General features: G+C 38.2%; 22 protein-coding genes. 19 read left to right on the top strand and 3 right to left on the bottom strand.

Annotated features, from left to right (window positions below; translation table 11 throughout):
- Window positions 1-11: 11 nt before the first annotated feature.
- Window positions 12-1,409, bottom strand: coding sequence for an amino acid permease (locus tag MKY06_RS25980; RefSeq protein ID WP_013059755.1), 1,398 nt, complete (start codon window positions 1,407-1,409; stop codon window positions 12-14).
- Between the two features lie 331 nt (window positions 1,410-1,740).
- Here MKY06_RS25980 and MKY06_RS25975 point away from each other — a divergent pair, with 331 nt between their 5' ends.
- The 5 genes from MKY06_RS25975 (at window position 1,741) to hpf (ending at window position 5,919) form a co-directional block, all read left to right on the top strand.
- Window positions 1,741-2,421 carry a hypothetical protein gene (locus tag MKY06_RS25975; RefSeq protein WP_029319345.1) on the top strand — a complete coding sequence of 227 codons (681 nt, stop codon included), beginning with the start codon at window positions 1,741-1,743 and terminating at the stop codon, window positions 2,419-2,421.
- A gap of 201 nt (window positions 2,422-2,622) precedes the next feature.
- A complete protein-coding gene (gene fliD / locus MKY06_RS25970; protein WP_029319343.1) occupies window positions 2,623-4,419 on the top strand; it encodes a flagellar filament capping protein FliD in 1,797 nt (598 codons plus the stop codon).
- Between the two features lie 16 nt (window positions 4,420-4,435).
- Window positions 4,436-4,837: a flagellar export chaperone FliS gene (gene fliS, locus MKY06_RS25965; RefSeq protein WP_013059752.1), complete on the top strand. Its 402-nt coding sequence runs from the start codon at window positions 4,436-4,438 to the stop codon at window positions 4,835-4,837.
- A 2-nt stretch (window positions 4,838-4,839) separates the two neighbouring features.
- Window positions 4,840-5,178, top strand: coding sequence for a flagellar assembly protein FliT (locus MKY06_RS25960; protein WP_098287153.1), 339 nt, complete (start codon window positions 4,840-4,842; stop codon window positions 5,176-5,178).
- A 189-nt stretch (window positions 5,179-5,367) separates the two neighbouring features.
- A complete protein-coding gene (gene hpf, locus MKY06_RS25955) occupies window positions 5,368-5,919 on the top strand; it encodes a ribosome hibernation-promoting factor, HPF/YfiA family (protein WP_013059750.1) in 552 nt (183 codons plus the stop codon).
- Window positions 5,920-5,990: 71 nt separating this feature from the next.
- Here the strand turns inward: hpf and MKY06_RS25950 are convergent, their stop codons facing one another.
- Entirely contained in the window at window positions 5,991-6,395 is a 405-nt protein-coding gene (locus tag MKY06_RS25950; RefSeq protein WP_013059749.1) for a GNAT family N-acetyltransferase, read from the bottom strand.
- A gap of 226 nt (window positions 6,396-6,621) precedes the next feature.
- Here MKY06_RS25950 and secA point away from each other — a divergent pair, with 226 nt between their 5' ends.
- The 6 genes from secA (at window position 6,622) to cccB (ending at window position 13,835) form a co-directional block, all read left to right on the top strand.
- Complete coding sequence (gene secA, locus MKY06_RS25945; RefSeq protein WP_013059748.1) at window positions 6,622-9,138, top strand: preprotein translocase subunit SecA; 2,517 nt, start codon at window positions 6,622-6,624, stop codon at window positions 9,136-9,138.
- Between the two features lie 99 nt (window positions 9,139-9,237).
- Window positions 9,238-10,336 (top strand): peptide chain release factor 2 gene (gene prfB, locus MKY06_RS25940; protein WP_115655064.1). Its coding sequence is split into 2 segments (ribosomal slippage): window positions 9,238-9,300 and window positions 9,302-10,336, totalling 1,098 coding nucleotides; the frame shifts between segments, so codons are not numbered across the junction.
- 305 nt (window positions 10,337-10,641) lie between these two features.
- Window positions 10,642-12,375 (top strand): alkaline phosphatase D family protein, encoded by a 1,734-nt coding sequence (locus tag MKY06_RS25935; protein ID WP_371399837.1) that lies wholly within the window; start codon window positions 10,642-10,644, stop codon window positions 12,373-12,375.
- Window positions 12,376-12,401: 26 nt separating this feature from the next.
- Window positions 12,402-12,620 (top strand): twin-arginine translocase TatA/TatE family subunit, encoded by a 219-nt coding sequence (locus tag MKY06_RS25930; RefSeq protein WP_013059745.1) that lies wholly within the window; start codon window positions 12,402-12,404, stop codon window positions 12,618-12,620.
- A 59-nt stretch (window positions 12,621-12,679) separates the two neighbouring features.
- The gene (tatC, locus tag MKY06_RS25925) at window positions 12,680-13,396 is read left to right on the top strand and encodes a twin-arginine translocase subunit TatC (RefSeq protein WP_013059744.1); all 717 of its coding nucleotides are present in this window, start codon (window positions 12,680-12,682) and stop codon (window positions 13,394-13,396) included.
- 124 nt (window positions 13,397-13,520) lie between these two features.
- Entirely contained in the window at window positions 13,521-13,835 is a 315-nt protein-coding gene (cccB, locus tag MKY06_RS25920; RefSeq protein WP_013059743.1) for a cytochrome c551, read from the top strand.
- Between the two features lie 25 nt (window positions 13,836-13,860).
- On the opposite strand, the gene MKY06_RS25915 is transcribed toward cccB, so the two are convergent.
- Entirely contained in the window at window positions 13,861-14,397 is a 537-nt protein-coding gene (locus MKY06_RS25915) for a flavodoxin family protein (protein ID WP_025601660.1), read from the bottom strand.
- 341 nt (window positions 14,398-14,738) lie between these two features.
- Here MKY06_RS25915 and ftsE point away from each other — a divergent pair, with 341 nt between their 5' ends.
- The 8 genes from ftsE (at window position 14,739) to pruA (ending at window position 23,720) form a co-directional block, all read left to right on the top strand.
- Window positions 14,739-15,425 (top strand): cell division ATP-binding protein FtsE, encoded by a 687-nt coding sequence (gene ftsE, locus MKY06_RS25910; protein ID WP_013059741.1) that lies wholly within the window; start codon window positions 14,739-14,741, stop codon window positions 15,423-15,425.
- On the top strand, window positions 15,415-16,305 hold the full coding sequence (ftsX, locus tag MKY06_RS25905; protein ID WP_014457813.1) for a permease-like cell division protein FtsX: 891 nt from the start codon (window positions 15,415-15,417) through the stop codon (window positions 16,303-16,305). Before ftsE ends, ftsX begins: the two co-directional genes overlap by 11 nt.
- Before the next feature lie 160 nt (window positions 16,306-16,465).
- Window positions 16,466-17,674 (top strand): murein hydrolase activator EnvC family protein, encoded by a 1,209-nt coding sequence (locus tag MKY06_RS25900; protein ID WP_029711202.1) that lies wholly within the window; start codon window positions 16,466-16,468, stop codon window positions 17,672-17,674.
- Window positions 17,675-17,847: 173 nt separating this feature from the next.
- Complete coding sequence (locus MKY06_RS25895; protein ID WP_013059738.1) at window positions 17,848-19,287, top strand: S41 family peptidase; 1,440 nt, start codon at window positions 17,848-17,850, stop codon at window positions 19,285-19,287.
- Between the two features lie 162 nt (window positions 19,288-19,449).
- Window positions 19,450-20,640 carry a PDZ domain-containing protein gene (locus MKY06_RS25890; protein ID WP_013059737.1) on the top strand — a complete coding sequence of 397 codons (1,191 nt, stop codon included), beginning with the start codon at window positions 19,450-19,452 and terminating at the stop codon, window positions 20,638-20,640.
- Window positions 20,641-20,666: 26 nt separating this feature from the next.
- A complete protein-coding gene (locus MKY06_RS25885; RefSeq protein ID WP_013059736.1) occupies window positions 20,667-20,891 on the top strand; it encodes a DUF2198 family protein in 225 nt (74 codons plus the stop codon).
- 315 nt (window positions 20,892-21,206) lie between these two features.
- Window positions 21,207-22,121, top strand: a complete 915-nt coding sequence (locus tag MKY06_RS25880; RefSeq protein WP_025601664.1) for a proline dehydrogenase family protein — start codon at window positions 21,207-21,209, stop codon at window positions 22,119-22,121.
- Between the two features lie 27 nt (window positions 22,122-22,148).
- Window positions 22,149-23,720, top strand: a complete 1,572-nt coding sequence (gene pruA, locus MKY06_RS25875; RefSeq protein WP_025601666.1) for an L-glutamate gamma-semialdehyde dehydrogenase — start codon at window positions 22,149-22,151, stop codon at window positions 23,718-23,720.
- Window positions 23,721-23,751: the final 31 nt, after the last annotated feature.

The raw sequence follows: 23,751 nt of genomic DNA, 5'->3' as shown, positions 1-23,751 counted from the left end.
CTGCGGCTTTTTTATTTTGCAATATTTTCTGACTCGGAAAATTGATCGTCAGGTCGCTTGTTGTTTGTTTTTTTGATGAACGAGTATGAAAGAAGAACCACAGCGGTTAATCCAAGAGTTAAGAAAAACTGTGAGCGCATCGAATCAATAAATGCCATTGATAAGAAGATCACGGTAATAACAGCAATTGTTACGTATGTTAAATACGGGAACAACCACATTTTCATCCCTTTAATTGGCTGGTTTGCTCGATTCATTTTCTTGCGCAGGCGTAAATGAGAAATAGCGATAGCTAAGTACACAATAAGAGCAATGGCTCCCGATGCATTAACTAAGAATAAAAAGAGTTTATCCGGCGAAACGAAGCTAAAAATAGCACATACATATGCGGCAGCTGTGCTAATCCATACAGCTCTTGCCGGCACGCCTGATTTGCTTACTTTTGCTAAAGCGCGAGGAGCTTGTCCTTTTTGAGCTAATGATAAAATCATTCGTGAGTTCGTATACAAAGCAGAGTTCAAGCAAGACAAAACGGATACTAATACGACTAAATTCATAATTTGTGCAGCTGCTGGAATATTGACCATTTCTAACATTGTTACATATGGACTTTTTAGTAAATCAGCTGAGTTCCAAGGTAAAAGAGTTACTAAAATAGCAACTGAACCAATATAGAAAATTAAAATTCGCCATACGACACTGCGAATAGCAGTGGTGATAGCTTTTGCTGGATTTTCTGATTCACTAGCTGCAATAGCCGCAATTTCAGCTCCAAAATAAGAGAAAATAACGGTAATAACTCCTAAAAAGATAGAGTTCGTACCTTTTGGCATAAAGCCTCCGTGGCCCGTTAAATTAGCTAGACCAGGTGAAGATGTACCTGGGATCAATCCGAAAATAATAGCTAAACCGATTCCCATAAAAGCAACGATTGCCACAATTTTAATCATAGCAAACCAATATTCAAATTCTCCAAATGATTTGACAGAGAACAAGTTTGTTAGAGTTAATGCAAAGGTTAAGATTAAGCTTAAAAGCCAAATTGGTACGGAAGGGAGCCATTCATGAACAATTGCTCCTCCTGCAGTGGCTTCAATCGCAATTACAATTAGCCAGAAAAACCAGTAAAGCCATCCAACAGCATAACCTGCCCACGCGCCAATTCCTTGCTGAGCATATGTTGCGAATGAGCCTTTATCTGGGTTTACCATAGCCATTTCACCGAGCATACGCATCAATAGAACGACTAGCAGTCCGGCTGCTGCATATGAAACTACTGCTGCTGGGCCTGTTGCGTTAATAACGGATCCGCTTCCTACAAACAAGCCGGCTCCGATAATACCTGCAATGGAAATCATGGAAACGTGACGTTGCTTTAACTTTCCGTGTGATTCTGTTTTGTTTCCCATCGTATTCACTCCTTTAAAATTATCGAAATACTATTAGAAAATAAAGTAAATTCTGAAAATATAAATAGAAATTCCTCCCCTTACCTTTATAATAAGCAAGAAGTGTGCCAATTATCAAATTCCTATAAAAATCGACTTTAAGTTACTAAAATTGACGCATTTTAAGTCAAAAAAGACTCGATTTATTCATCATAGACTTATTCGCCATTTGGGATGTCTGGTATATACGTACATTTTATACAAGTTTTCGACAACTATCTTATATATCTTGTATGATAAAAGAGAAATCGGTATTATATTCCAAGAAGAATGTTTGAGAGGGTGCGTGTGTTTGAAAAAATTTATAGCTGTTCTTTTTCTATTTATTATTCTTTTAGTTGGGGTGTATTTTTTCGTTAGTCCCGTTAGAAATGTTGAAAAGCTTGATCATACTGCTTCATTATCTTCACTGGCACAAGAAAAGTCCGATCATGCCACATCGCTAGAACTGAACGGCGGATCTCCTGTTCTAGGATACCGGTTAAGCGAGAGCGATGTTAATGATTATTTGCGCAGCTACCTTTATGAAAGTGATGAAACAGTTGACGGAGCAGAAGCCGAGTTGCTTCCGGAACATATAAAATTTTATATTAATAAACATGTAGTATCTTTTATGGAATCACAGTTTGTAGTTGACGTAACACCAAATGCCGAAAATGGAAAGCTTGTTTTAAAGGTGAATAGCGTGCATTTAGGAAGAATGCCGATTCCGATGTCTGTTGTATGGGATCGCTTAAATATTGATAAGGCTTCTGATGTCACGGTTGATAAAGAAATGAATGAAATTACTCTGCTCAATAATTTGCCAGATTCCATTTCGTTTGAGCAAGCAGATACAACGGATGAATATATAAATTTATCTGCCTCTGTAACCATTGATTCGTTACGAGATATTATAAATCTAGCACCATATCTTATTCCTAAGGATATTCAAAGAAATTTATCCCAGAAACTGAACTTGTTTGGCCAATAATAAAAAGCTCACTTATTGTAGAAAAATAAGTGAGCTTTTTCTATCTTGCACCATTTGACCTATGAAAAAAATGACTGTTTTACCGATACAAAATAGAGAAGTGTTGAACCTATAAACGAATAGGGTGATTCGAAAAAATATACTCATGTTTTATGGCTAACAGTTGATGAATAGATGAATAAAAAACGGTGGTGATGGTAAGTGGTAAGAGTAAGTGGGTTAGCAAGCGGAATGGATATTGATCAAATTGTCAGTGATTTAATGAAGGCTGAACGTATGCCTATTGATAAAATGAAAAAACAAAAGCAAACGTTAGAGTGGCAGCGAGATGATTATCGCTCTATGAACCTGCTGTTATCGGAATTTAATAATCTCGCTTTTAATATGACCTTGCAGTCTTCTTATTCATCCAAAACGGTATCTTCATCGGATGAAACGAAAGTAAAAGCAGCAGCTACTTCCTCAGCAGGTAACGCGTCTTATACACTTTCAAACGTGACAATGGCGACTGCTGCGCAAAATATCAGTAATGGGAAAATTTCAGAAGGCACTATTGACCCTGCTAAAAGTTTATGGGAGCAAAAAAACTTGCTTGGCAGTGCGTGGAGTGGAAAAGAGGTCAAGCAACCTGATATTACAATAAGTGATGATACAAAGACTGCCAAGTTATCCAAAGGAGCTATTTTCGAGGGAAGCCTGCCTTCTTCTATTCAAGTGAAAAATGGAGAATCTTCTCAAGAATTTAATATAAAAACTACAGGCGATCCTACTTTAATAGGAGAGAATGATGTATTCGTTAATATGAATACGGGCGAAATGACATTCGGTTCCACGTTAACAAACGGTAGCACTGTTCAAGGATTTACGTATAAGCAAAATGTCCTCCAGTTTTCTATTACAACGTATGACAGCAGCGGAAAAGCAACAGGAGATAATGCAGACGGCAGTATGTCATTTGAATTTGATGGCTCAGCGTCATTAAATACTGTTTTGACCCAACTTAGTAATTCAAAAGTAGGTATTTCAGCCTTTTACGATGAAGGAACAGATAAAGTTGTCTTTACTCGCAAAGACACAGGAGATTTGTCAAAAGCCGGTGGTGCAGGCGGTCAAAAGATGGTGTTTTCAGGAGCGTTTTTAACAAATTTCTTAAAATTAGATACTCAAAAAGAAACCGGTGGAACAGACGCAAAATTTACGCTAAACGGTCTAGAAACAACTCGTAAGTCCAATACATTTACAACGGGAGGCGTTACCTATACCCTTCAAAACAATTTCACAGGAGATGTGCGCGTTAACGTAAGCAATGATACGCAGAAAGTATTTGATACCATTAAAGATTTCGTGACCAAATACAATGAACTGATTGAGAAAATTAATGGAAAGATTACGGAAGAAAGAGACCGGAACTATCAGCCTTTGACTGATGAAGAAAGAGAAAAACTAACGGATAAACAAGCTGAGCAGTGGGATGAAAAGGCGAAAAGCGGTTTGTTAAAAGGAGACTCAATTTTATCAAGCGGGCTAAACCAAATGCGTTCTAACTGGTATGCCTCTGTATCAGGAGTGAGTGGAGCATTTTCGCAGCTAACCGACATTGGTATTTCAACTAGCGCAAACTATAGCGATCGAGGCAAGCTAGTCATAGAAGGCGATGGAACTAAATTAAAAGAAGCAATTGAAAAAGATCCGCAGTCTGTGATGGATTTATTTATGAAAAGTGGAAGTACAACAAGTGAAAAAGGGATTGTACGACGTTTACGAGATACGATTACTCAAACCGTATCCAAAGTTGAGCAGCGCGCTGGCCGTTCAACATGGACAAGTGAACAATTTTTGCTTGGGCGGAATTTAAAAAGCGTAAATAGCCAAATCACTAGTTTTGAAAGCAGGCTCACACAAGTAGAGGACCGGTATTATCGTCAGTTTACAGCAATGGAAAAAGCCATTCAAAATGCAAATGCTCAAAGCGCGCAGTTATCGCAATATTTTAGTTAAGAAGGAGTGAACGTTTATGGCAGCAAATAATCCATATCAAGCGTATCAGCAAGGAGCTGTTCAGACTGCTTCTCCAGGAGAGTTAACGCTTATGCTGTATAACGGATGTTTAAAATTTATCAAGCTTGCACGAACAGGCATACAGGAAAAAAATATTGAGCTGAAAAATACGAATCTGTTAAAAGCACAAAATATTATTCAAGAATTAATGATTACCCTTGATACAAACGTGCAAGTTGCTAAGTCTATGATGGCTATGTATGACTATATTAACCAGCGTTTAATTGAAGCAAATACAAAAAATGACACAGCAAGCTTGGATGAAGCCGAACAATATGTAACAGAATTCCGCGATACATGGAAGCAAGTTGTGCAGCTTCACCGCCAGCAAGTCCATGGAAGCGGCGGTCAAGCATAAATATGATTAACGACCTATATCAGCTAACGGATGAGATTTATCGGCTTATTCAAACATTTTCTGACAAAAATCGAGAAGAAGGCATTCAAAAGTTAGAGTATCTTCTATTAAAAAGACGTAACCTCATAGAGAAACTGCCGCCAAAAAGTAGGGATAATGAATCGATGGGTAAAAAAATTGTCGAAATGAATAAGGAAATTGATCAAAAGCTGATCTTAATTCGGCATCAAATTATGGTAGATCTCCGTTTGTTAAAAGCGAAAAAAAAGCATAGTAACAGCTATGTAAACCCTTACGAAACAAAAACGTTTGATGGGATGTTTTACGATAAAAAAAATTAATTCTACGTAAAAAAATACAACCCTTCTTCTTATGAAGAAGGTCTATTTTTTTGGTTTTTTCATAAACTTTTCTCAGGTTCCATAAATTTTCACTAAATTTTCAAAAAATTTTAATAGTTTAGGAAGGGATTGTGTCGGGTATTGTAGAATTGTAGAGGTATAGCAATGGATTAAAGGAGGAGTTCGAACATGATGTATAACATTCGCGGTGAAAACATTGAGGTGACTCCAGCAATTAGGGAATACGTAGAGAAAAAGCTTGGTAAGTTAGAGCGTTATTTCGACGAAACACCAACTGCTGACGTAAATGTAAACTTAAAAGTCTACAATAACGATCAAAAAATAGAAGTCACAATCCCAATGAATGATCTCGTATTGAGAGCTGAAGAGACACACAGTGATTTATACGCAGCTGTCGATCTTGTCCTAGATAAATTAGAGCGTCAAATTCGTAAACACAAAACAAAAGTAAATCGAAAAATGCGTGAAAAAGGCGCTGAGAAGTATCTGTTCGCAGCATTAGAAAGCGAAGCGAACGTAGCTGTTGCAACTGAAGAAGATGAATTAGAGCTAGTTCGTACAAAACGATTTAACTTAAAGCCAATGGATAGTGAAGAGGCTATTTTGCAAATGAATATGTTAGGACATAGTTTCTTTGTATTTACAAACGCTGAGACCAATATTACAAATGTTGTATATCGAAGAAAAGATGGACGATATGGATTGATTGAACCAAACTAAGATTATAGGCTCTCTTAAACAAGAGCAGTAAAGTAAAAGCAGCGTGCCTCCGCACGCTGCTTTTTAGCTGCTTAAAAAAATAGTTCCATCACTATATAGCGTGTAGAAGATTTGGTGAATACACGCGCCGTTTTTTTCATGTTGAACGCCTGATAAAAAGAGACTTTATTTTCTCGTGCGTTACACCAGACCTTTCGTACCCCAAGGTTCTTGGCTTTGAGAAAAACCTCCTCTAGTAGACGACTGCCATATCCTTTTCCTTGTTCTTTTTTGAGAGTAGCAAATTTTCGAAATTGAGCTTCATCACCTGTTATAAATAAGGAAACAACTGATTTTAACTCTCCTTCTTCAAACAGTCCATAGTGAATGCCTGATGGATCATCTTTAAGTTGAATATAACTGAAATCTTTATCAGGCCACATGACGGTATGTCTGACTTCCCAAGCTTGTTCTTTTGTAATCGATTGAACGTTCATTCTACATTCCCCTTTTTTATTGTAAGAGTGAGGTAGGGGAAATCACAATAGAAAATAACTCGTTAAGAGAGTAGTACTCGTAAAGAGACAGACGAAAAAGGGTACAAGTTGCTACTTGTTTAGCTGCAATGTTACAATTTTACTCAGAATGTTTTATAATGAAAGATACAGATATGAATGAAAATAGTATAAAATGTACTGATTATAAATAGAGGAGCGTTTTAATATGCTTGGATTATTTAAAAAAGTGTTTGACGGCAATCAACGCCAAATCGGCCGTTTAGAAAAAATGGCGGACCAAATTGATGCGTTAGGTCCTGAAATAGCGTCTTTAACGGACGATCAGCTTCGTGAAAAAACAGCTGAATTTCAACAACGCTACCAAAATGGCGAATCGCTCGATAACTTATTAGATGAAGCTTTTGCGGTTGTACGTGAAGCAGCGAAACGTGTGTTAGGCATGTATCCGTACAAAGTTCAGCTAATGGGGGGTATTTCTCTGCATGAAGGGAATATCTCGGAAATGAAAACGGGTGAAGGTAAAACGTTGACAGCTACTATGCCTGTATACTTAAACGCTATTACAGGAAAAGGTGTACATGTAGTAACAGTCAATGAATACTTAGCGAGCCGTGATGCTAGTGAAATGGGTCGTTTATACGAATTCTTAGGCTTGAAAGTAGGATTAAACTTAAACCATTTAACGCGTGAAGAAAAGCAAGAAGCATATGCAGCCGATATTACGTATAGTACAAATAATGAACTCGGATTTGACTATTTACGTGATAACATGGTGCTGTACAAAGAACAAATGGTTCAACGTCCGCTTCATTTTGCTGTAATCGATGAAGTTGACTCTATCTTAATTGATGAAGCACGTACGCCGCTTATTATATCCGGCAGCGCACAGAAATCGACTGCTCTTTATATTCAAGCTAATGCATTCGTTCGCACGCTTGATAAAGAAACCGATTTTACTTTTGATATCAAAACAAAAAGCGTTCAGCTAACCGAAGAAGGTATGTCAAAAGCAGAGCGCGCATTTGGCATTGAAAACTTATTTGATATTTCACACGTAGCGCTAAATCATCACATCAACCAAGCGCTTAAAGCACATGTAACGATGCAAAATGATGTGGATTATGTAATTGATGAAGATCAGGTCGTAATCGTTGACCAATTTACTGGTCGTTTAATGAAAGGAAGACGTTTTAGCGACGGCTTGCATCAAGCTATCGAAGCTAAAGAGAACGTTGAGATTCAAAATGAAAGCATGACATTAGCTACAATTACATTCCAAAACTACTTCCGTATGTATGAAAAATTATCAGGTATGACGGGTACAGCTAAAACGGAAGAAGAAGAATTCCGTAATATCTACAACATGCACGTTGTTGTTATTCCGACAAACAAGCCAATTTCACGTGATGATAAAGCGGATTTAATTTATAAGTCAATGGAAGGCAAGTTTAATGCGGTAGTAGAAGATATTGCCGAGCGCCACGCAAAAGGGCAGCCTGTCCTTGTTGGTACAGTTGCGATCGAAACATCTGAAGTTTTATCAGCTTTATTAAAGAAAAAAGGCATTCGCCATCACGTGTTAAATGCAAAACAGCATGAGCGTGAAGCGGATATTATTGAAAATGCGGGTCACAAAGGTGCGGTAACAATCGCAACAAATATGGCCGGTCGTGGTACGGATATCAAACTAGGTGAAGGTGTCGTTGAAGCTGGAGGTCTTGCTGTAATTGGTACAGAGCGTCATGAATCACGCCGTATTGATAATCAGCTTCGCGGACGTGCTGGACGTCAAGGGGATCCAGGGGTATCTCAATTCTATCTATCCATGGAAGATGAATTAATGCGCCGATTTGGTTCAGATAATATGATGGCAATGATGGATCGCCTTGGCATGGATGACTCACAGCCAATTCAAAGTAAAATTGTAACAAGAGCTGTTGAATCCGCTCAAAAACGCGTTGAAGGTAATAACTTCGATGCGCGTAAACAATTGCTTCAATATGATGACGTGCTTCGTCAACAGCGTGAAGTTATTTACAAACAGCGCTTTGAAGTGCTTGATTCAGACAACCTGCGTGCGATTGTAGAACGTATGATTGAATCAACGCTACAGCGTGTGGTTGAAGTAAACACACCGCGTGAAGAATTAGAAGAAGAATGGAATTTACAAGCGATTATTGATTACGTAAATGCTAATGTTCTTGAGGAAGGTGAAGTCACAGAAGAAGATCTTCGCCGTAAAGAGCCTGAAGAAATGGTAGAACTGCTGGTAGATCATGCAAAAGCTCGTTATAATGAAAAAGAAGAGCAGCTCCCTGAAGAACAAATGCGTGAATTTGAAAAAGTTGTTGTTCTTAGAGCGGTTGATTCTAAATGGATGGATCATATTGATACGATGGATCAGCTTCGCCAAGGTATCCACCTTCGTGCGTACGGCCAAACAGATCCTCTTCGCGAATACCAAATGGAAGGTTTTGCGATGTTTGAAAACATGATTGCAACCATTGAAGAAGAAGTGACGAAGTATATCATGAAAGCAGAAATTAACAACAACCTTGAGCGTCAAGAGGTAGCGCAAGGTCAGGCGGCTGTTCATCCAAAAGAAGGAGACGCGCCGGCTAAGAAGAAGCCAAAAGTAAATGCGATAGAAGTTGGCCGAAATGATCCTTGTATCTGCGGAAGTGGCAAAAAGTATAAAAACTGCTGCGGTAAAGAATCATAAAGTAAGAGTCAATTAGTATAGAATGAATTAGTACAGGAAGGAAATGAGTCTTCTCATTTCCTTCCTGTGCGTCAAAAATAAAATAGAGGTGTTCAACTCATGGATTTAGTAGAAATTAAGCAAGAACTTGACAAAACAGCTAAGCGATTAGCGGACTTTAGGGGGTCTCTTTGACCTCGATACAAAACAAGCTCGTATCGATGAATTAGATGAGACTATGGCTGATCCAAATTTTTGGAATGACCAGCAGGCAGCTCAGACTGTTATTAATGAAGCCAATGGTTTGAAAGATGCAGTAAATCAATTTAACCACTTGGATGAAACATATGAAAATTTACAAGTGTCTTATGAACTTGTAAAAGAAGAATACGATGAAGATTTAGCAGAAGAACTAGTTAGTGAATTAAAAGAGCTTATATCAGGCATGAATGACTTTGAATTACAGCTGCTTTTAAGCGAGCCGTATGATAAAAATAATGCCATTTTAGAACTGCACCCAGGTGCTGGTGGAACAGAATCACAGGATTGGGGTTCAATGTTACTACGTATGTATACGCGCTGGGCGGAGAAAAAAGGTTTCAAAGTAGAAACGCTTGATTACTTACCTGGAGATGAAGCTGGTATTAAAAGTGTAACGCTTTTAATTAAAGGTCATAATGCGTATGGGTATTTAAAAGCTGAAAAAGGCGTTCATCGCCTCGTTCGTATTTCTCCGTTTGATTCATCAGGCCGTCGTCATACATCATTCGTATCGTGCGACATAATGCCGGAATTTAATGATGAAATTTCAATTGATATTCGTACGGAAGATTTGAAGGTTGATACGTATCGTGCAAGCGGTGCCGGAGGTCAGCATATCAATACAACAGATTCAGCTGTTCGTATTACTCACCTCCCAACTAATGTAGTCGTATCTTGTCAGACGGAACGTTCACAAATTAAAAACCGTGAGCAAGCAATGAAAATGTTAAAATCTAAGCTGTATCAATTAGAAATTGAAAAGCAGCAAGAACAGCTAGCTGAAATTCGCGGAGAACAAAAAGATATTGGGTGGGGAAGTCAAATTCGTTCGTACGTATTCCATCCGTATTCATTAGTAAAAGATCACCGCACAAATACGGAAGTCGGAAACACGCAAAGCGTAATGGATGGAGATCTAGATCCGTTTATCGATGCGTATTTACGTTCTCATATTTAATCAAAAGGCAGCATACTTAGGTATGCTGCCTTTTTTTAGTTGTTGGGAATTTGTGAAATTTGGATGAAGAAAAACGAGCGTAAAGAACTATTGTTAAAAAGAAAATTAAGAAAATGCAGAAATTTAAAGGTTGCTGTCGTCAGTTCGCTTATTTTGTCAATGAAACAAAATGGTTAAAAATACCTGTTTTGCAGTAAGTGCTTCTTTACAATCCTTTATATTCCTTTTACAAACAGTATTTATAATTTGAGTTAAATCATGAGGAAGGGGCATGTGCAGTGGAAAATAAATCGTTAAACGAATTAATAGAGCAAGTGAAACAGAATAGCTTTTCTTCGAGTAAAGGGTTTGATAGACGGCGTTTTTTGCAAGGAGCTGGAAAAGTAGCGGGAGTATCACTTGGCTTAACAATTGCTCAGTCTATTGGTTTAAATGCAGTAGAAGTTTCAGCTGCAGCGCCTAAATTTTCAAGTTATCCGTTCACTCTAGGCGTCGCATCAGGAGATCCTTTAGCAGATAGCATTGTTCTTTGGACAAGATTAGCACCAGACCCGTTGAATGGCGGGGGAATGCCTAATCAACCTATTCCAGTAAAATGGGAGCTTAGTGAAGATGAAGACTTTCATCGAATTGTCAAACGAGGAACAGAAGTGGCTAGACCTGAACTTGCTCATTCGGTTCACGTTGATGTAAAAGGATTGAAGCCGAGTCATATTTATTATTATCGATTTAAAAGCGGCCATGAGTTAAGCCCGGTTGGAAAAACAAAAACACTTCCTTCAGCAAATGCAGAAGTAGCCAGTATGACGTTTGCATTTGCTTCGTGTCAGCAATATGAACATGGGTACTTTACAGCCTATGAGCATATGGTTAAAGAACAATTAGATTTTGTCGTTCATTTGGGTGATTACATCTATGAATATGGACCAAACGAGTACGTGGCTGCAAGCGGAAACGTTCGTACTCACAGCAGCGCAGAAATTCAAACGCTGCAAGACTATCGAAACAGGCATGCTCAGTACAGGTCAGATGCCAATTTGAAGTCTGCTCACGCTGTTTTTCCGTGGATTGTGACGTGGGATGATCATGAAGTAGAAAACAATTATGCAAATGTAATTCCTGAAAAAGGCCAATCAGTAGAAGCATTTATCCAACGCCGCGCGGCAGCTTATCAAGCTTATTACGAACACATGCCTTTGCGTCAAACATCTTTGCCCCACGGAGCGGATATGAGATTATATCGTGACTTTTCATATGGAAAACTAGCTTCTTTTCAAGTGTTGGATACGCGTCAATACAGAGACGATCAAGCAAACGGAGACGGAACAAAGCCGCAAACGCCAGAATCTCTTGATCCCAAACGTACGCTATTGGGGAATGAACAAGAAAAATGGCTGTTTACTAATCTTGAAAAGTCAGCGTGTCATTGGAACGTACTGGCTCAACAAATTTTCTTTGCGCCAAGAAAATTTGGAACGGCTGCTAAGCCTACATACAGCATGGATGCATGGGATGGGTATACGGCGAATCGTCAGCGCGTCATTGATTTTATTGAAAAGAAAAAGTTGGACAACGTCATTGTACTAACTGGAGATGTACACGCTAACTGGGCTTCTAACTTATACGCGGATTTTGCTAACCTTAATTCAAGAATTATTGGTGCAGAGTTCATCGGCACCTCCATCACTTCCGGAGGGGACGGAGCAGATAAACGAGCTGATACGGATAAAATTTTAAGTCAAAATCCACACCTCACATTTTTTAATGATTACAGAGGATATGTAAGGTGTACGGTGACTCCTGATGTATGGCAAGCCGATTATCGCGTTGTGCCTTTTGTAACAGAACCTGGTGCAGAAATTTCAACTCGAGCTTCCTTTCAATATAAAAAAGATGGCAAAGGTATGAAGGAAGTTGAAGTAAATAACGTACCGCGTGGACTAAAGATTTCTAAGGAAGTAGAGGAAGATCGTATGCGGGCACACGGAAAAGCACATGAAAAACAAGAGTTGAAAAAGAAAGAAAAAGTCCAGCAGTAAACTGAGTAAGGAAAAGGAGGTCAAGTATGTTTTCTAATATTGGAATCCCTGGTTTGGTTATTATTTTAGTCATTGCCTTAATAATTTTTGGACCGTCTAAGCTGCCGGAAGTTGGACGAGCGTTTGGACGAACATTAACTGAATTTAAAGGAGCAGCAAAAGGGCTCGTATCAGATGATGAAAGTGTTAAAGAAAAGCAGACTGCAACCGTTTCTGAACAAAAAGAGAATGAATCCACATTGTAAGTAAGGAAATAGACGAGGAAACTCGTCTATTTCTACTTGTCAGAAAGGAGAGAAATACAATGGGAGAAATGAGCTTGATGGAGCACCTTGAAGAATTGCGTGTTCGTATTATTAAAACACTTTGTGCATTTGTAGTTTTACTTATTGTCAGTTTTGTATTTGTACAAGATATTTATCAGTGGCTAGTGAAAGATTTGGACGGCAAGCTTGCGGTACTTGGACCAAGTGAAATCGTATGGATTTATATGGTGATTGCATTTGTTTTTGCGCTTGCTTTTACACTTCCAGTAGCTGCTTATCAAGTATTTCAGTTTGTTTCACCTGGGTTAAAAAAGGAAGAATATAAGGTTCTGATTACCTTCATTCCATTCTTTTTTCTTTTGTTTGTAAGCGGGCTGGGGTTCGGTTATTTTATTTTATTTCCAATGGTTTTAGCATTTTTAACGGGCCTGTCGAATGATCAGTTTTCACTGATGTTTACGGCTGAGCATTATTTTCGTTTTATGCTTAATCTTTGTTTACCGTTTGGTTTTTTATTTGAAATGCCTTTAGTTGTTCTATTCTTAACGCGCTTAGGGGTTCTAAATCCATTAAGGTTAGCAAGAGCAAGGAAGCTATCATATTTTGTTTTAATTGTGATATCCGTACTTATTACTCCTCCTGATTTTATTTCAGATATTTTAGTTATTGTCCCACTTCTGCTTTTATATGAGCTCAGTGTGACAATTTCGCGCGTAGTATACAAAAAACGTTTAGGAAACGAATCAATTGCTTAATCGTATACATAAGTGTGATGAGAGAATTCATGAAATTGAAACAAAGTCCTTGTAAACAGAGTGTTTTAAACATTCTGGAGTAGGTTATAATAGAGTGAAAACTCTACAGCAAGGGGGAGAAGGCTTGAAAAAAGTATTACTGACGTTAACAATCGGTCTAGCGCTTGTTTTGTCCGCGTGCGGCGGAGGAAGCTCTAAAAATGAATCTGCTGGTGAATCTTCAGCGAGTGCAGAAGATATTGTGAAGAAAAACTGTACAGGCTGTCACGGTGTAGATTTAGGAGGAGCAAATGGGCCGAGCTTGCAGCATGTAGGCAGCAAGCACTCAGAAGCTGAAATTGAAAACATTATCAATAATGGTCAAGGCGGTATGCCAAAGGGACTGATTAATGAAGAAGATGCAAAAAAAGTTGCCGCTTGGCTGGCAAAGAAAAAATAAGACGGATATCCGTCTTATTTTTGTGTTAAAACTGCTTTAATTTTTGGTTTAAGACAACGGCCTGCTGTTGAGCTTTGACATCTTTCGCTATGTCTCCAGGTGCATTTGCTTCTCCAATGATGTATCCGCTAAAAGAAGAGCCAATAAAATCGACAATGTATTGAAATTGCATAATAAGAGGAAGAGCCTTTACAGATGCGCCTGTGCCTCCTACTACTAATACATACACGCGCTTATTTTTCATTTGTTCTTTAAAGTTGATTGTCGAATCTCTAAGACTTTCAGACCAACGATCCACAAAGTTCTTCATTAATCCGCTCATACCGTACCAGTAAAGAGGCGTAACAAATAAAATAGTGTCATGCGCTGCCATCTTTTTCGCTATATCATAATAATCATCTTGTTGATTGGTAAACCCAAGTTCATCGTGACGCATATCAGTAATGGGGTGAATGGTATGATGACGTAAGTAAACTTCTTCAGTATCAATGCCACTTAAGACTGCTTTAGCCAATTCTTCCGTATTTCCATTTTCTCGTGAACTTCCATAAATGGTGATCATGCTATCTCTCCTCATCTTTTTTCTTATTTATCATACCTTGTTTGTACAAAAGTAGACATAAATGTGCTCTGCCTAACGATATTCATAAGAAGCAAATAAACAGTAAAAAATAACAAAATTAAAAATAAGGATAAATTCTCATGCCTTACTAAAAATATCCTACTTATGTCATATTTGAAATAAAAATGTAATATTTTTGGGGCTTATTTTCACGAAGAGTGATGTTATAATGAGAAAGCGCGTGAGAAGAGTCGAATTTTTGGTTTGAATTGTAGAGTTTTGTCGTATTTTGACAAGTTTTACATAGTATTAAAATAACACACTTGATTAGGTGATTACTTATGATTGAAATGCAAAATGTATATAAAACGTATCCGAACGGTGTAAAAGCAATCAATGGCATTAGCATCAAGATTAATCAAGGTGAGTTTGCTTATATCGTAGGACCAAGTGGAGCAGGAAAATCCACTTTTATTAAAATGATGTATCGTGAAGAAAAGCCTTCTTCGGGAAATATCATTGTAAACGGTGCAAATGTAGCAAAAATAAAAGATAGCAAAGTTCCTATCTTTAGACGTCATATTGGTGTAGTCTTTCAGGATTTCAAGCTGCTTCCAAAATTAACAGTCTATGAAAACATTGCTTTTGCACTAGAAGTAATTGAGCAAAGTCCCGAAGAAATTAAAAAGCGAGTGCTAGAGGTGCTAGAGCTTGTTAAGTTAAAGGGTAAAATGGATTCTTTCCCTGATGAACTATCTGGAGGAGAGCAGCAGCGTGTGTCTATTGCGCGTTCAATTGTGAATAGTCCTAAGGTTGTCATCGCCGACGAACCGACAGGGAATCTTGATCCGGAGACTTCGTGGGAAATCATGGATATCTTTGAGGAGATTAATAAACGCGGTACGACTATTTTAATGGCAACGCATAACCGTGAAATTGTAAATGCAATTCGAAAGCGCGTAATTGCGATTGAAAATGGAAATGTTGTGCGCGATGAAGTAAGAGGTGAATACGGATATGAAGGCTAGGACATTCGGTCGCCACTTACGTGAAGGATCTAAAAGTTTAGGAAGAAACGGTTGGATGACATTCGCATCTGCAAGTGCTGTTACCGTGACGCTCTTGCTTGTAGGCGTATTTTTTATGTTGATGATGAATTTAAACCACATTGCTAAATTGATTGAAAATGATGTGGAAATTCGCGTTCACGTTGATGCTGCAGCGACAGCAGATGATCGAAAAGCAATGAAAGAAAAGCTAGATGCAATTAAGCAAGTTGATACGGTGACGTTTTCTTCTAAAGATAAAGAGTTAAAAGATTTAATTAATAGTATGGGTGATGAAGGACAAGCTTTTGAACCGTTTGAACAGCAAAACCCATTAAATGATGTATTTGTTGTTAAAACAAAAGAGCCGACTGATGTCGCAAAAGTAGCTAAACAAATTGAGAAATATCCGTATGCAGCAAAAGTTCAATACGGACAAGATCAAGTTGAAAAGTTATTTAAAGTGCTGAAAGTAGCTCGTAATATCGGAGTAGTGCTGATTTTAGGGCTTCTATTTACAGCAATGTTCCTAATTTCAAATACAATTAAAATTACGATTGTAGCTCGCCGTGAAGAGATTGAAATTATGCGCTTAGTTGGAGCCACAAACTCCTTTATTCGCTGGCCGTTCTTTATTGAAGGTCTGTTTTTAGGAGTGCTTGGTTCTATTGTGCCAATTGCAGTTATTATCGGTGTGTACAGCGTTTTATATAATGAAGTTCAACCTAAGTTTGATGGATTCTTCGAACTTTTACCTGCCTTTCCATTCGTGCTTCAAGTGTCGCTATTATTACTAGTGATCGGCGGTCTAATTGGGATGTGGGGAAGTACATTATCCATCCGTAAGTTCTTGCGAAAATAAGAATAGATTTTTAACATAATAGATTACAACAACCTCACATTTGATGCTTATCAAATGTGAGGTTGTTGTGTAATTACACATAAAAATAGAAAAAAGTGCTAATGGGGGTCTTACTAATGCCCGTTTATACGGGGAAATATGTGCAGATGGGGAGAAACAAATGACACGTAAGACATTAGTAATGACAGCAGCAGTTTTAGTTGGACTAAGTGCGGCTTGGATAGGTAATGAAAAAATTGCTTATGCACAAAGTGCCAGCACTACTAAACTCAGTGATTTAGAGAAAAAAAGTGATGATGTGAACCAAAATATTAATCAAAATAAAGAGAAATTAAAAGAGGTTCAAGAAAAGCAAAAAAACGAAGAAGCTGAGATCGCGCGCTTGGATTCAGAAGTCGGACAAACGAATGCAGATATCCGCAGCCGTGAATCTGAAGTAGAAAAAGCAAAGCAAGACATCGAAAAGGTGAAAAGCGAGATTGACGTTGTAAAAAAACGAATTGACAAACGAAATGAGCTATTAAAAAAACGTGCTCGTGCTTTACAGGAAAATGGCGGGTCTGTGGATTACATAGATGTACTGCTAGGCTCTGAAAGCTTCGGAGACTTTATTAGCAGAGTGAGTGCGGTTTCGACAATTGTAGGGGCTGACCGCGATTTGTTAATGCAGCATGAAGCTGATAAAAAGGCAAAAGAAGAGAAAGAAACAAAAGTTCAAAACAAGCTAACGGAAGTAAATCAAGCGCTTGAAGAACTTAAAAATCTTCGTGCGCAGCTGCAAAAACAAGTGGATGAAAAGAATCAGCTCATGCAAACGCTCAAAGATCAGGAAAAAGAATTTAATGAAGAAGCCGTTGGATTAGAAGAGCAAGCTTCTATTTTAGCTGATCAAAAAAATGCAGCACAAGCTCAACAGCAAGAAATTGAAAAAGCCGGGGCAACAGAGGAGGCACCCCCTGTTACAAGCGGGTCGTTTATGAGGCCGGCAAAGGGCCCGGTAACATCTCATTTTGGGTATCGAGAAACGTTTGGAAGAGGACACTACGGTATTGATATTGGAAAGCGAGGAGAAAGTGTGCCAGTTGTAGCCGCAGCAAGCGGAAAGGTAATTAGAGCATATCATTCTTCTTCTTTTGGTAATGCTGTATTTATTCGTCACAATGTAGAAGGTCAGACGTGGGTTACAGTTTATGCTCATTTAGAGAGCTACAGCGTCTCAAGCGGTCAATCTATCAATAAAGGTCAACAATTAGGTTATATAGGGAACACAGGACGTTCGTTTGGTGCTCACCTGCATTTTGAATTGCATAAAGGCGATTGGAAAGGCAAAAGTTCCGCTGTAAACCCTGAAAGTTATATTAAATTTTAAGTTCCTAGCATACGTGGTACAAGCTCAACATATAGTTTAACAAAAAGGCATCGCACTTGATTTGTGTGGTGCCTTTTGCTACAAATAACACATGCATCCTTTTTATTACATAGTTTTGGTTGTATCTATTATAATAAGAAGAGATGGCTTAAGGTTGAGGAGGATGAAAGAACTTGAATCGGAAAATCGTTGCACTATTAATGGCACTCTCCTTAGTTGTTGGAGCAGCAGGTACATATTTTGGCATTCAGTATGCAAATGCTGGAACGGTCAGTACCCCCCTTACAACTTCTTCAAATGATAGTAAAGTGGAAAAGGAAGAGCTAGACAAAATCAAGCAAGCTTATGAACTGATATCTTCAAAATATTACAAAGATGTAGATGACAAAAAATTATTAGATGGCGCAATTCAAGGAATGGTACAAACCTTAGGAGACCCTCACTCATCTTACATGGATAAGAAAACGGCACAGCAATTCACGCAGTCTCTTGATTCATCGTTTGAGGGAATTGGTGCTGAAGTAAGCATGGTAGATGGAAAAGTAACAATCGTAGCTCCGTTTAAACAATCTCCTGCGGAAAAAGCAGGATTAAAACCAAATGATCAGATTTTAAAGATCGATGGTAAAAGTATCGCGGGTCTGGAATTGAACGAAGCAGTATTAAAAATTCGCGGTAAAAAAGGCTCTACCGTGACATTAGATGTTCAACGACCAGGCGTGAAAGAAACGATGAAAGTAAAAGTTGTAAGAGATGAGATTCCAATTGAAACCGTCTATTCTTCTGTTAAAAATGTAAACAATAAAAAAATTGGCTACATGGAAATTACGTCATTCTCTGAGTCAACGGGAGACGAATTTACGAAACAGTTGAAAAAACTTGAAAATAAAAATATTGATGGCTTAGTTCTAGACGTTCGGGGAAATCCTGGTGGCTATTTAACGAGTGTTGAAAAAATGCTCGATAAATTAGTAACGAATAAAAAGCCATATATCCAAATTGAAGATCGTAACGGTGAACGTCAAAAAGTGGTTTCTTCAATGAAAAAGCAAAAGGATTATCCAATTGTGGCCTTGATTGATGGAGGAAGTGCATCCGCTTCTGAAATTCTTGCCGGGGCATTAAAAGAAGCAGGAGGATACAAGCTAGTCGGTGAAAAATCCTATGGAAAAGGAACGGTTCAACAAGCTGTTCCAATGGAAGACGGCAGTAATTTAAAACTAACGTTCTATAAATGGCTAACGCCTGATGGAAACTGGATTAACGAAAAAGGTATAAAACCAACGGTAGAAGTCAAACAGCCGGATTATTATTATGCAAATCCAATTCAAGTTGATAAAAAGCCATTAACACGTGATATGACAGGTGACCAAGTGAAGAATGCTCAAGTGATGCTAAAAGGCCTTGGCTTTGAACCTGGACGTACAGACGGATATTTTAGTAAAGAGACAGAAACAGCTGTAACTGCATTCCAAAAAGCCAATAAGCAAAAAGCTACAGGTGAAATCGATGAAGATACAGCAGCGCTTTTACAAACAAAACTTCTAGAAAAAATTAAATCAAAAGATGAAGATCGTCAGCTTCAAACGGCTTTAAAGCTAGCTAGTCAATAAGAAGTAGAAAAAGTTCCGTGCTTTTCCAAAGCACGGAACTTTTTTAGTAAAAACAACATTGTCGGTTAGTGATGCATTTTGATAAAATAAAGAAGCCTATGATACATAACAATCAATCGTAAATGTTGTAATAAAAATGTGAAAAATACAGGTGGTGAAAAAATGGATTTTGCATTAGAGCTCTTAAAAGGTATCGGGCGTTTGTTTTTGCATCCGTTAACGTATCTATTTCTGCTCGTCTCGTTTTTTGTAGGTCTTTCTCGCGTCAAGAGAGAGCGTCAGAATTTTCATGTTCGCGTGTTTGATTTTATTTTAGAAGCAAAATATTTATTTTTTCCAGGTATCATTATTGGGTTGATTTTATCCGTTGTTACCGTGTTGCTAGGTGTCTATGTATCTATAGGAATGATTGTGCTTGTAGCTGTTTTAACTTTTATCATAAGCGGCCCTTGGACGTTTAAATGGCTTTCTCCTTCTTACACCGTAGGACTGGCTGTGCTTGCAACCTTGGTTATTCCGGCATCTGGTTTCGGTGAAGGATTTATTCAAACGTGGTCTGTGCAAGCTCATAACGCAGATTTACCTTCTCTGACTATTTTAATGTCTCTGCTTGTATTAGCAGAAGGATATTTAATTTGGAAATTTGGAGCAAAAGGTACGTCTCCAGCCATTGTGAAAAGTAAAAGAGGGCAGGAGATTGGGGCTCATTACTCTCAAAAATTATGGGTTGTCCCGCTTTTTGTCTTAATTCCAGGCAGCGCCATTACGTCTGTGTTTCCATGGTGGCCTGTGTTATCTATTGACGGAACATCATTTAGCCTGTTTTTTGTTCCTTTTGCTATCGGTTTTTATCAGCGAATTCAAAGTATGGTGCCGTTTAAATCTATTGAATTTACCGGTAAGCGTGTATTAGCATTAGGCGTGGGATTAACGATCATTACGATTGCTGCTATTTTTTATCCTCTTGCCGCTGTAGCTGTTGTTATTCTAGCGATCATAGGAAGAGAGTGGATTCGTTTGCAGCAGCGTCGAAGCGATGAAAAGGCGCCCGCACTGTTTACTAAGCGTACACAAGGTTTGGTTGTATTAGGAATCATCCCTCATTCTCCGGCAGAGAAAATGGGTTTGAAAGTAGGAGAAGTGATTATTAAGGTAAATGGAATCGCTGTATCTGAGGTCCATAAATTTTATGAAGCATTACAAGTTAATAACCGTGCTTTTTGTAAGCTAGAAGTTATTGACGAAAATGGAGAAGTTCGCTTTACTCAGCGAGCATTGTATGACAACGAACATCATGAACTAGGTATTTTGTTTGTACACAATTATACAAAACGTGATTCACAAGCTGGTTAAAAGACGGATAAAAAGGAGAAATGTTTGTGGAAGTCAAAACGATTGCCGCAGTTTTTCTACCCGCCATATTGCTTGTTCTGTTTGCTAGAGTAACATATAACTTATATGTTGCCACAGCGCTGACGCTTTTGTTGATAGCTGTTTCTGTATATAAAGGGTACGCAGATTATCCGCTTATTATTTTAATAGATTTACTTTCAGCAGCCATCGGTTTTATATATGCAAAAAGCATGTTAGCTGCTGGAAAATAAAGATTGTTGCTTTGATGATAAGTTAATCGCTTATTATTAAACTGTACACAAAAGCTCTCTACACAACGTGGAGAGTTTTTTTATGTAAAAAAATGAGTTAGAACTTATAACAATATTGTTTCGGTTCATTTAATGAACGAGTATAATCAAATTAATTAGACAAATATGTTTATGTATAAAATATTTTAAACACTTGTGTATAAATATATTTAAATAAGTGTACAGAAATGTGAGAAGGGTATAGAAAAATAAAATTATTAATCTGAAAATTTAGTTTATTTTCGATTTTTAAAAATAAAAGGAGGTTTAGGATTGATGGAAGTATTAATGAGAACGATGTTTCAGTCGCTTGGCAAAAATCATTCAATGAACAAATTAGCTAAAAAGTATGGATTGAGGATGGGGGCAGCTCGTTTTGTTGCTGGAGACTCAACCGAATCAGCAATTCAAACATCCAAGGAGCTTAACAATAGTGGGAAAGTTGTTACACTCGATCATTTAGGAGAATTTGTTTTTACAGAAGAGGAGGCCAGGTTGTCTACTGCCATGTGCATTCAGGCACTAGAAGCCATTGCAGAATCGGGCGTTCAATCAAATTTATCATTAAAGATGACTTCTTTAGGATTGGATATTAGCAAAGAGCTTTGTATGGAAAATATGCGCAGAATTCTACACACGGCCAGGATGAATAATATTTTTGTTCGAATTGATATGGAAGACTACTTGCACTGCCAAATCTCCCTTGATATGTATAAAGAATTACGCAAAGAATTCGATAATGTTGGAATTGTGATTCAAGCGTATCTTTATCGTACAGAACAAGATATGAATGACTTACATCAATATCAAGCCAATTTACGTCTAGTAAAAGGAGCTTATAAAGAATCACCAGAAGTATCATTTCCGGAAAAGAAAGACGTAGATGAAAACTATAAAAAAATCATTAAAATGCATTTATTAAATGGGCACTATACAGCTGTAGCAAGTCATGATGAAGAAATGATTCAGTACACAAAACGATTAGTAAGAGAAAATGGTATTTCAAATGACCAATTTGAGTTCCAAATGCTTTATGGAATTTGTGTAGAGCTGCAGGACCGTCTAGTAAAAGAAGGATATAAAGTCAGGGTTTATGTTCCTTACGGCATTGATTGGTTTGGGTATTTCATGAGACGCCTAGCCGAACGTCCCGCCAACGTATGGTTTGTGCTGAAAAACTTCGCGAAATAAATTTCTAATTAAAGGAGACTGGTTGAAATGACAGTAAGTACAAAAAACTCAGTTTTTAAAAATGAACCGTTTACTGATTTTTTATTAGAAGAGAATAAACAAGCGATGCAAGCGGCGTTAGTGAAAGTGAAAAAAGAACTGGGACAAACGTATCCTCTCACGATTGGAAAAGATAAAATCTCAACAGAAGAAGTGATTGTCTCTACGAACCCGGGAAAGGTAGATGAAGTGATTGGTAGAGTAAGCCGTGGCACTAAAGCTTATGCTGAGCAGGCAATGCAAGAAGCGTTAGCAGCATTTCAATTATGGAAGAACGTCCCGCCTGCTGAACGTGCTGATTATTTATTCAAAGCAGCAGAGCTGATGAGAGAAAGAAAGTATGAATTTTCTGCCATGCTCGTTTATGAAGTGGGGAAAAACTGGGCAGAAGCTGATGCGGATACCGCGGAAGCTATTGACTTTATGGAATTTTATGCGCGAGAAATGATTCGTTTAAGTGAAACGAATCAGCATCAACCTTTAACGCCGGTAGAAGGTGAAACAACAGAGATGACGTATATTCCTTTAGGCGTAGGAGTAGTCATTTCACCTTTTAATTTTCCGCTTGCCATCATGGCTGGAACGACTGTAGCGGGAATTGTATCTGGAAATGCGGTTATTTTAAAGCCAGCTGATTCTGCACCGGTTATTGCTGCGAAATTTGTTCAATTAATGGAAGAAGTCGGTCTTCCGTCTGGTGTTCTGAATTTTATCCCTGGAGATGGCATAGAAGTTGGAGAATATTTAGTCGAACATCCTCAAACTCGTTTTATTTCTTTTACGGGATCAAGAGAAGTAGGATGTCGCATTTATAAACGTGCCTCAAAAGTACAGTCTGGACAAATTTGGCTGAAACGCGTCATTGCTGAAATGGGAGGAAAAGATGGCGTTGTGGTAGATGAAACGGCAGATTTAGATGCAGCAGCGCAAGCGATCGTAGCATCTGCGTTTGGATTTCAAGGACAAAAGTGTTCTGCTGGCTCTCGAGCGATTGTTGTAGAATCTGTTTATGAAGAGATTGCCCAAAAGGTAGCCGCATTAACAAAAGAATTAACCGTCGGACTGCCTGAAGACAATCCTTCTATGGGGCCTGTTATTGATCAAAAAGCGTATGAAAAAGTATTAGCCTACATTGAAATTGGCAAAGAGGAAGGAAAGCTTATTGCCGGGGGAGCTAAAGCTCCTGGAAATGGCTACTATATAGAGCCTACAGTATTCAAAGATGTGGATTCAAAAGCACGAATTATGCAAGAAGAGATTTTTGGACCAGTCCTTGCGTTGACAAAAGCAGCTAACTGGGAAGAAGCCATTGAGATTTACAATGAAACTGACTACGGTTTGACGGGAGCTTTTTTCTCTGAAAACGAAGAGAGAATTCAAAGGGCGTTAGCTACTATGCACTGTGGTAACTTATATATTAACAAAAAATGTACAGGAGCATTAGTTGGCGTTCATCCTTTTGGAGGTTTTAATATGTCCGGAACGGACTCGAAAGCCGGAGGGTATGATTATCTTCTATTATTTACACAAGGGAAGATGACAGCGAGAAAACAGAAATAAGTTCAGTCTAAAGGAAATCAAAAAATTCGAC

Origin of the sequence: Priestia sp. FSL P4-0332, assembly GCF_038005845.1 — a bacterium.
Taxonomy (GTDB): Bacteria; Bacillota; Bacilli; order Bacillales; family Bacillaceae_H; genus Priestia.
The sequence above is the reverse complement of the archived record's forward strand: the minus strand, read 5'-3'. Positions and strand labels throughout refer to the sequence as shown.

Coding starts and splice junctions, on each gene's coding strand:
- MKY06_RS25980 (WP_013059755.1), bottom strand. CDS start 1,409: ATGGGAAACAAAACAGAATCACACGGAAAGTTAAAGCAACGTCACGTT.
- MKY06_RS25950 (WP_013059749.1), bottom strand. CDS start 6,395: ATGAACGTTCAATCGATTACAAAAGAACAAGCTTGGGAAGTCAGACAT.
- MKY06_RS25930 (WP_013059745.1), top strand. CDS start 12,402: ATGTTTTCTAATATTGGAATCCCTGGTTTGGTTATTATTTTAGTCATT.
- secA (WP_013059748.1), top strand. CDS start 6,622: ATGCTTGGATTATTTAAAAAAGTGTTTGACGGCAATCAACGCCAAATC.
- fliS (WP_013059752.1), top strand. CDS start 4,436: ATGGCAGCAAATAATCCATATCAAGCGTATCAGCAAGGAGCTGTTCAG.
- hpf (WP_013059750.1), top strand. CDS start 5,368: ATGATGTATAACATTCGCGGTGAAAACATTGAGGTGACTCCAGCAATT.
- ftsE (WP_013059741.1), top strand. CDS start 14,739: ATGATTGAAATGCAAAATGTATATAAAACGTATCCGAACGGTGTAAAA.
- MKY06_RS25880 (WP_025601664.1), top strand. CDS start 21,207: ATGGAAGTATTAATGAGAACGATGTTTCAGTCGCTTGGCAAAAATCAT.
- MKY06_RS25915 (WP_025601660.1), bottom strand. CDS start 14,397: ATGATCACCATTTATGGAAGTTCACGAGAAAATGGAAATACGGAAGAA.
- MKY06_RS25960 (WP_098287153.1), top strand. CDS start 4,840: ATGATTAACGACCTATATCAGCTAACGGATGAGATTTATCGGCTTATT.
- MKY06_RS25900 (WP_029711202.1), top strand. CDS start 16,466: ATGACACGTAAGACATTAGTAATGACAGCAGCAGTTTTAGTTGGACTA.
- ftsX (WP_014457813.1), top strand. CDS start 15,415: ATGAAGGCTAGGACATTCGGTCGCCACTTACGTGAAGGATCTAAAAGT.
- pruA (WP_025601666.1), top strand. CDS start 22,149: ATGACAGTAAGTACAAAAAACTCAGTTTTTAAAAATGAACCGTTTACT.
- tatC (WP_013059744.1), top strand. CDS start 12,680: ATGGGAGAAATGAGCTTGATGGAGCACCTTGAAGAATTGCGTGTTCGT.
- MKY06_RS25890 (WP_013059737.1), top strand. CDS start 19,450: ATGGATTTTGCATTAGAGCTCTTAAAAGGTATCGGGCGTTTGTTTTTG.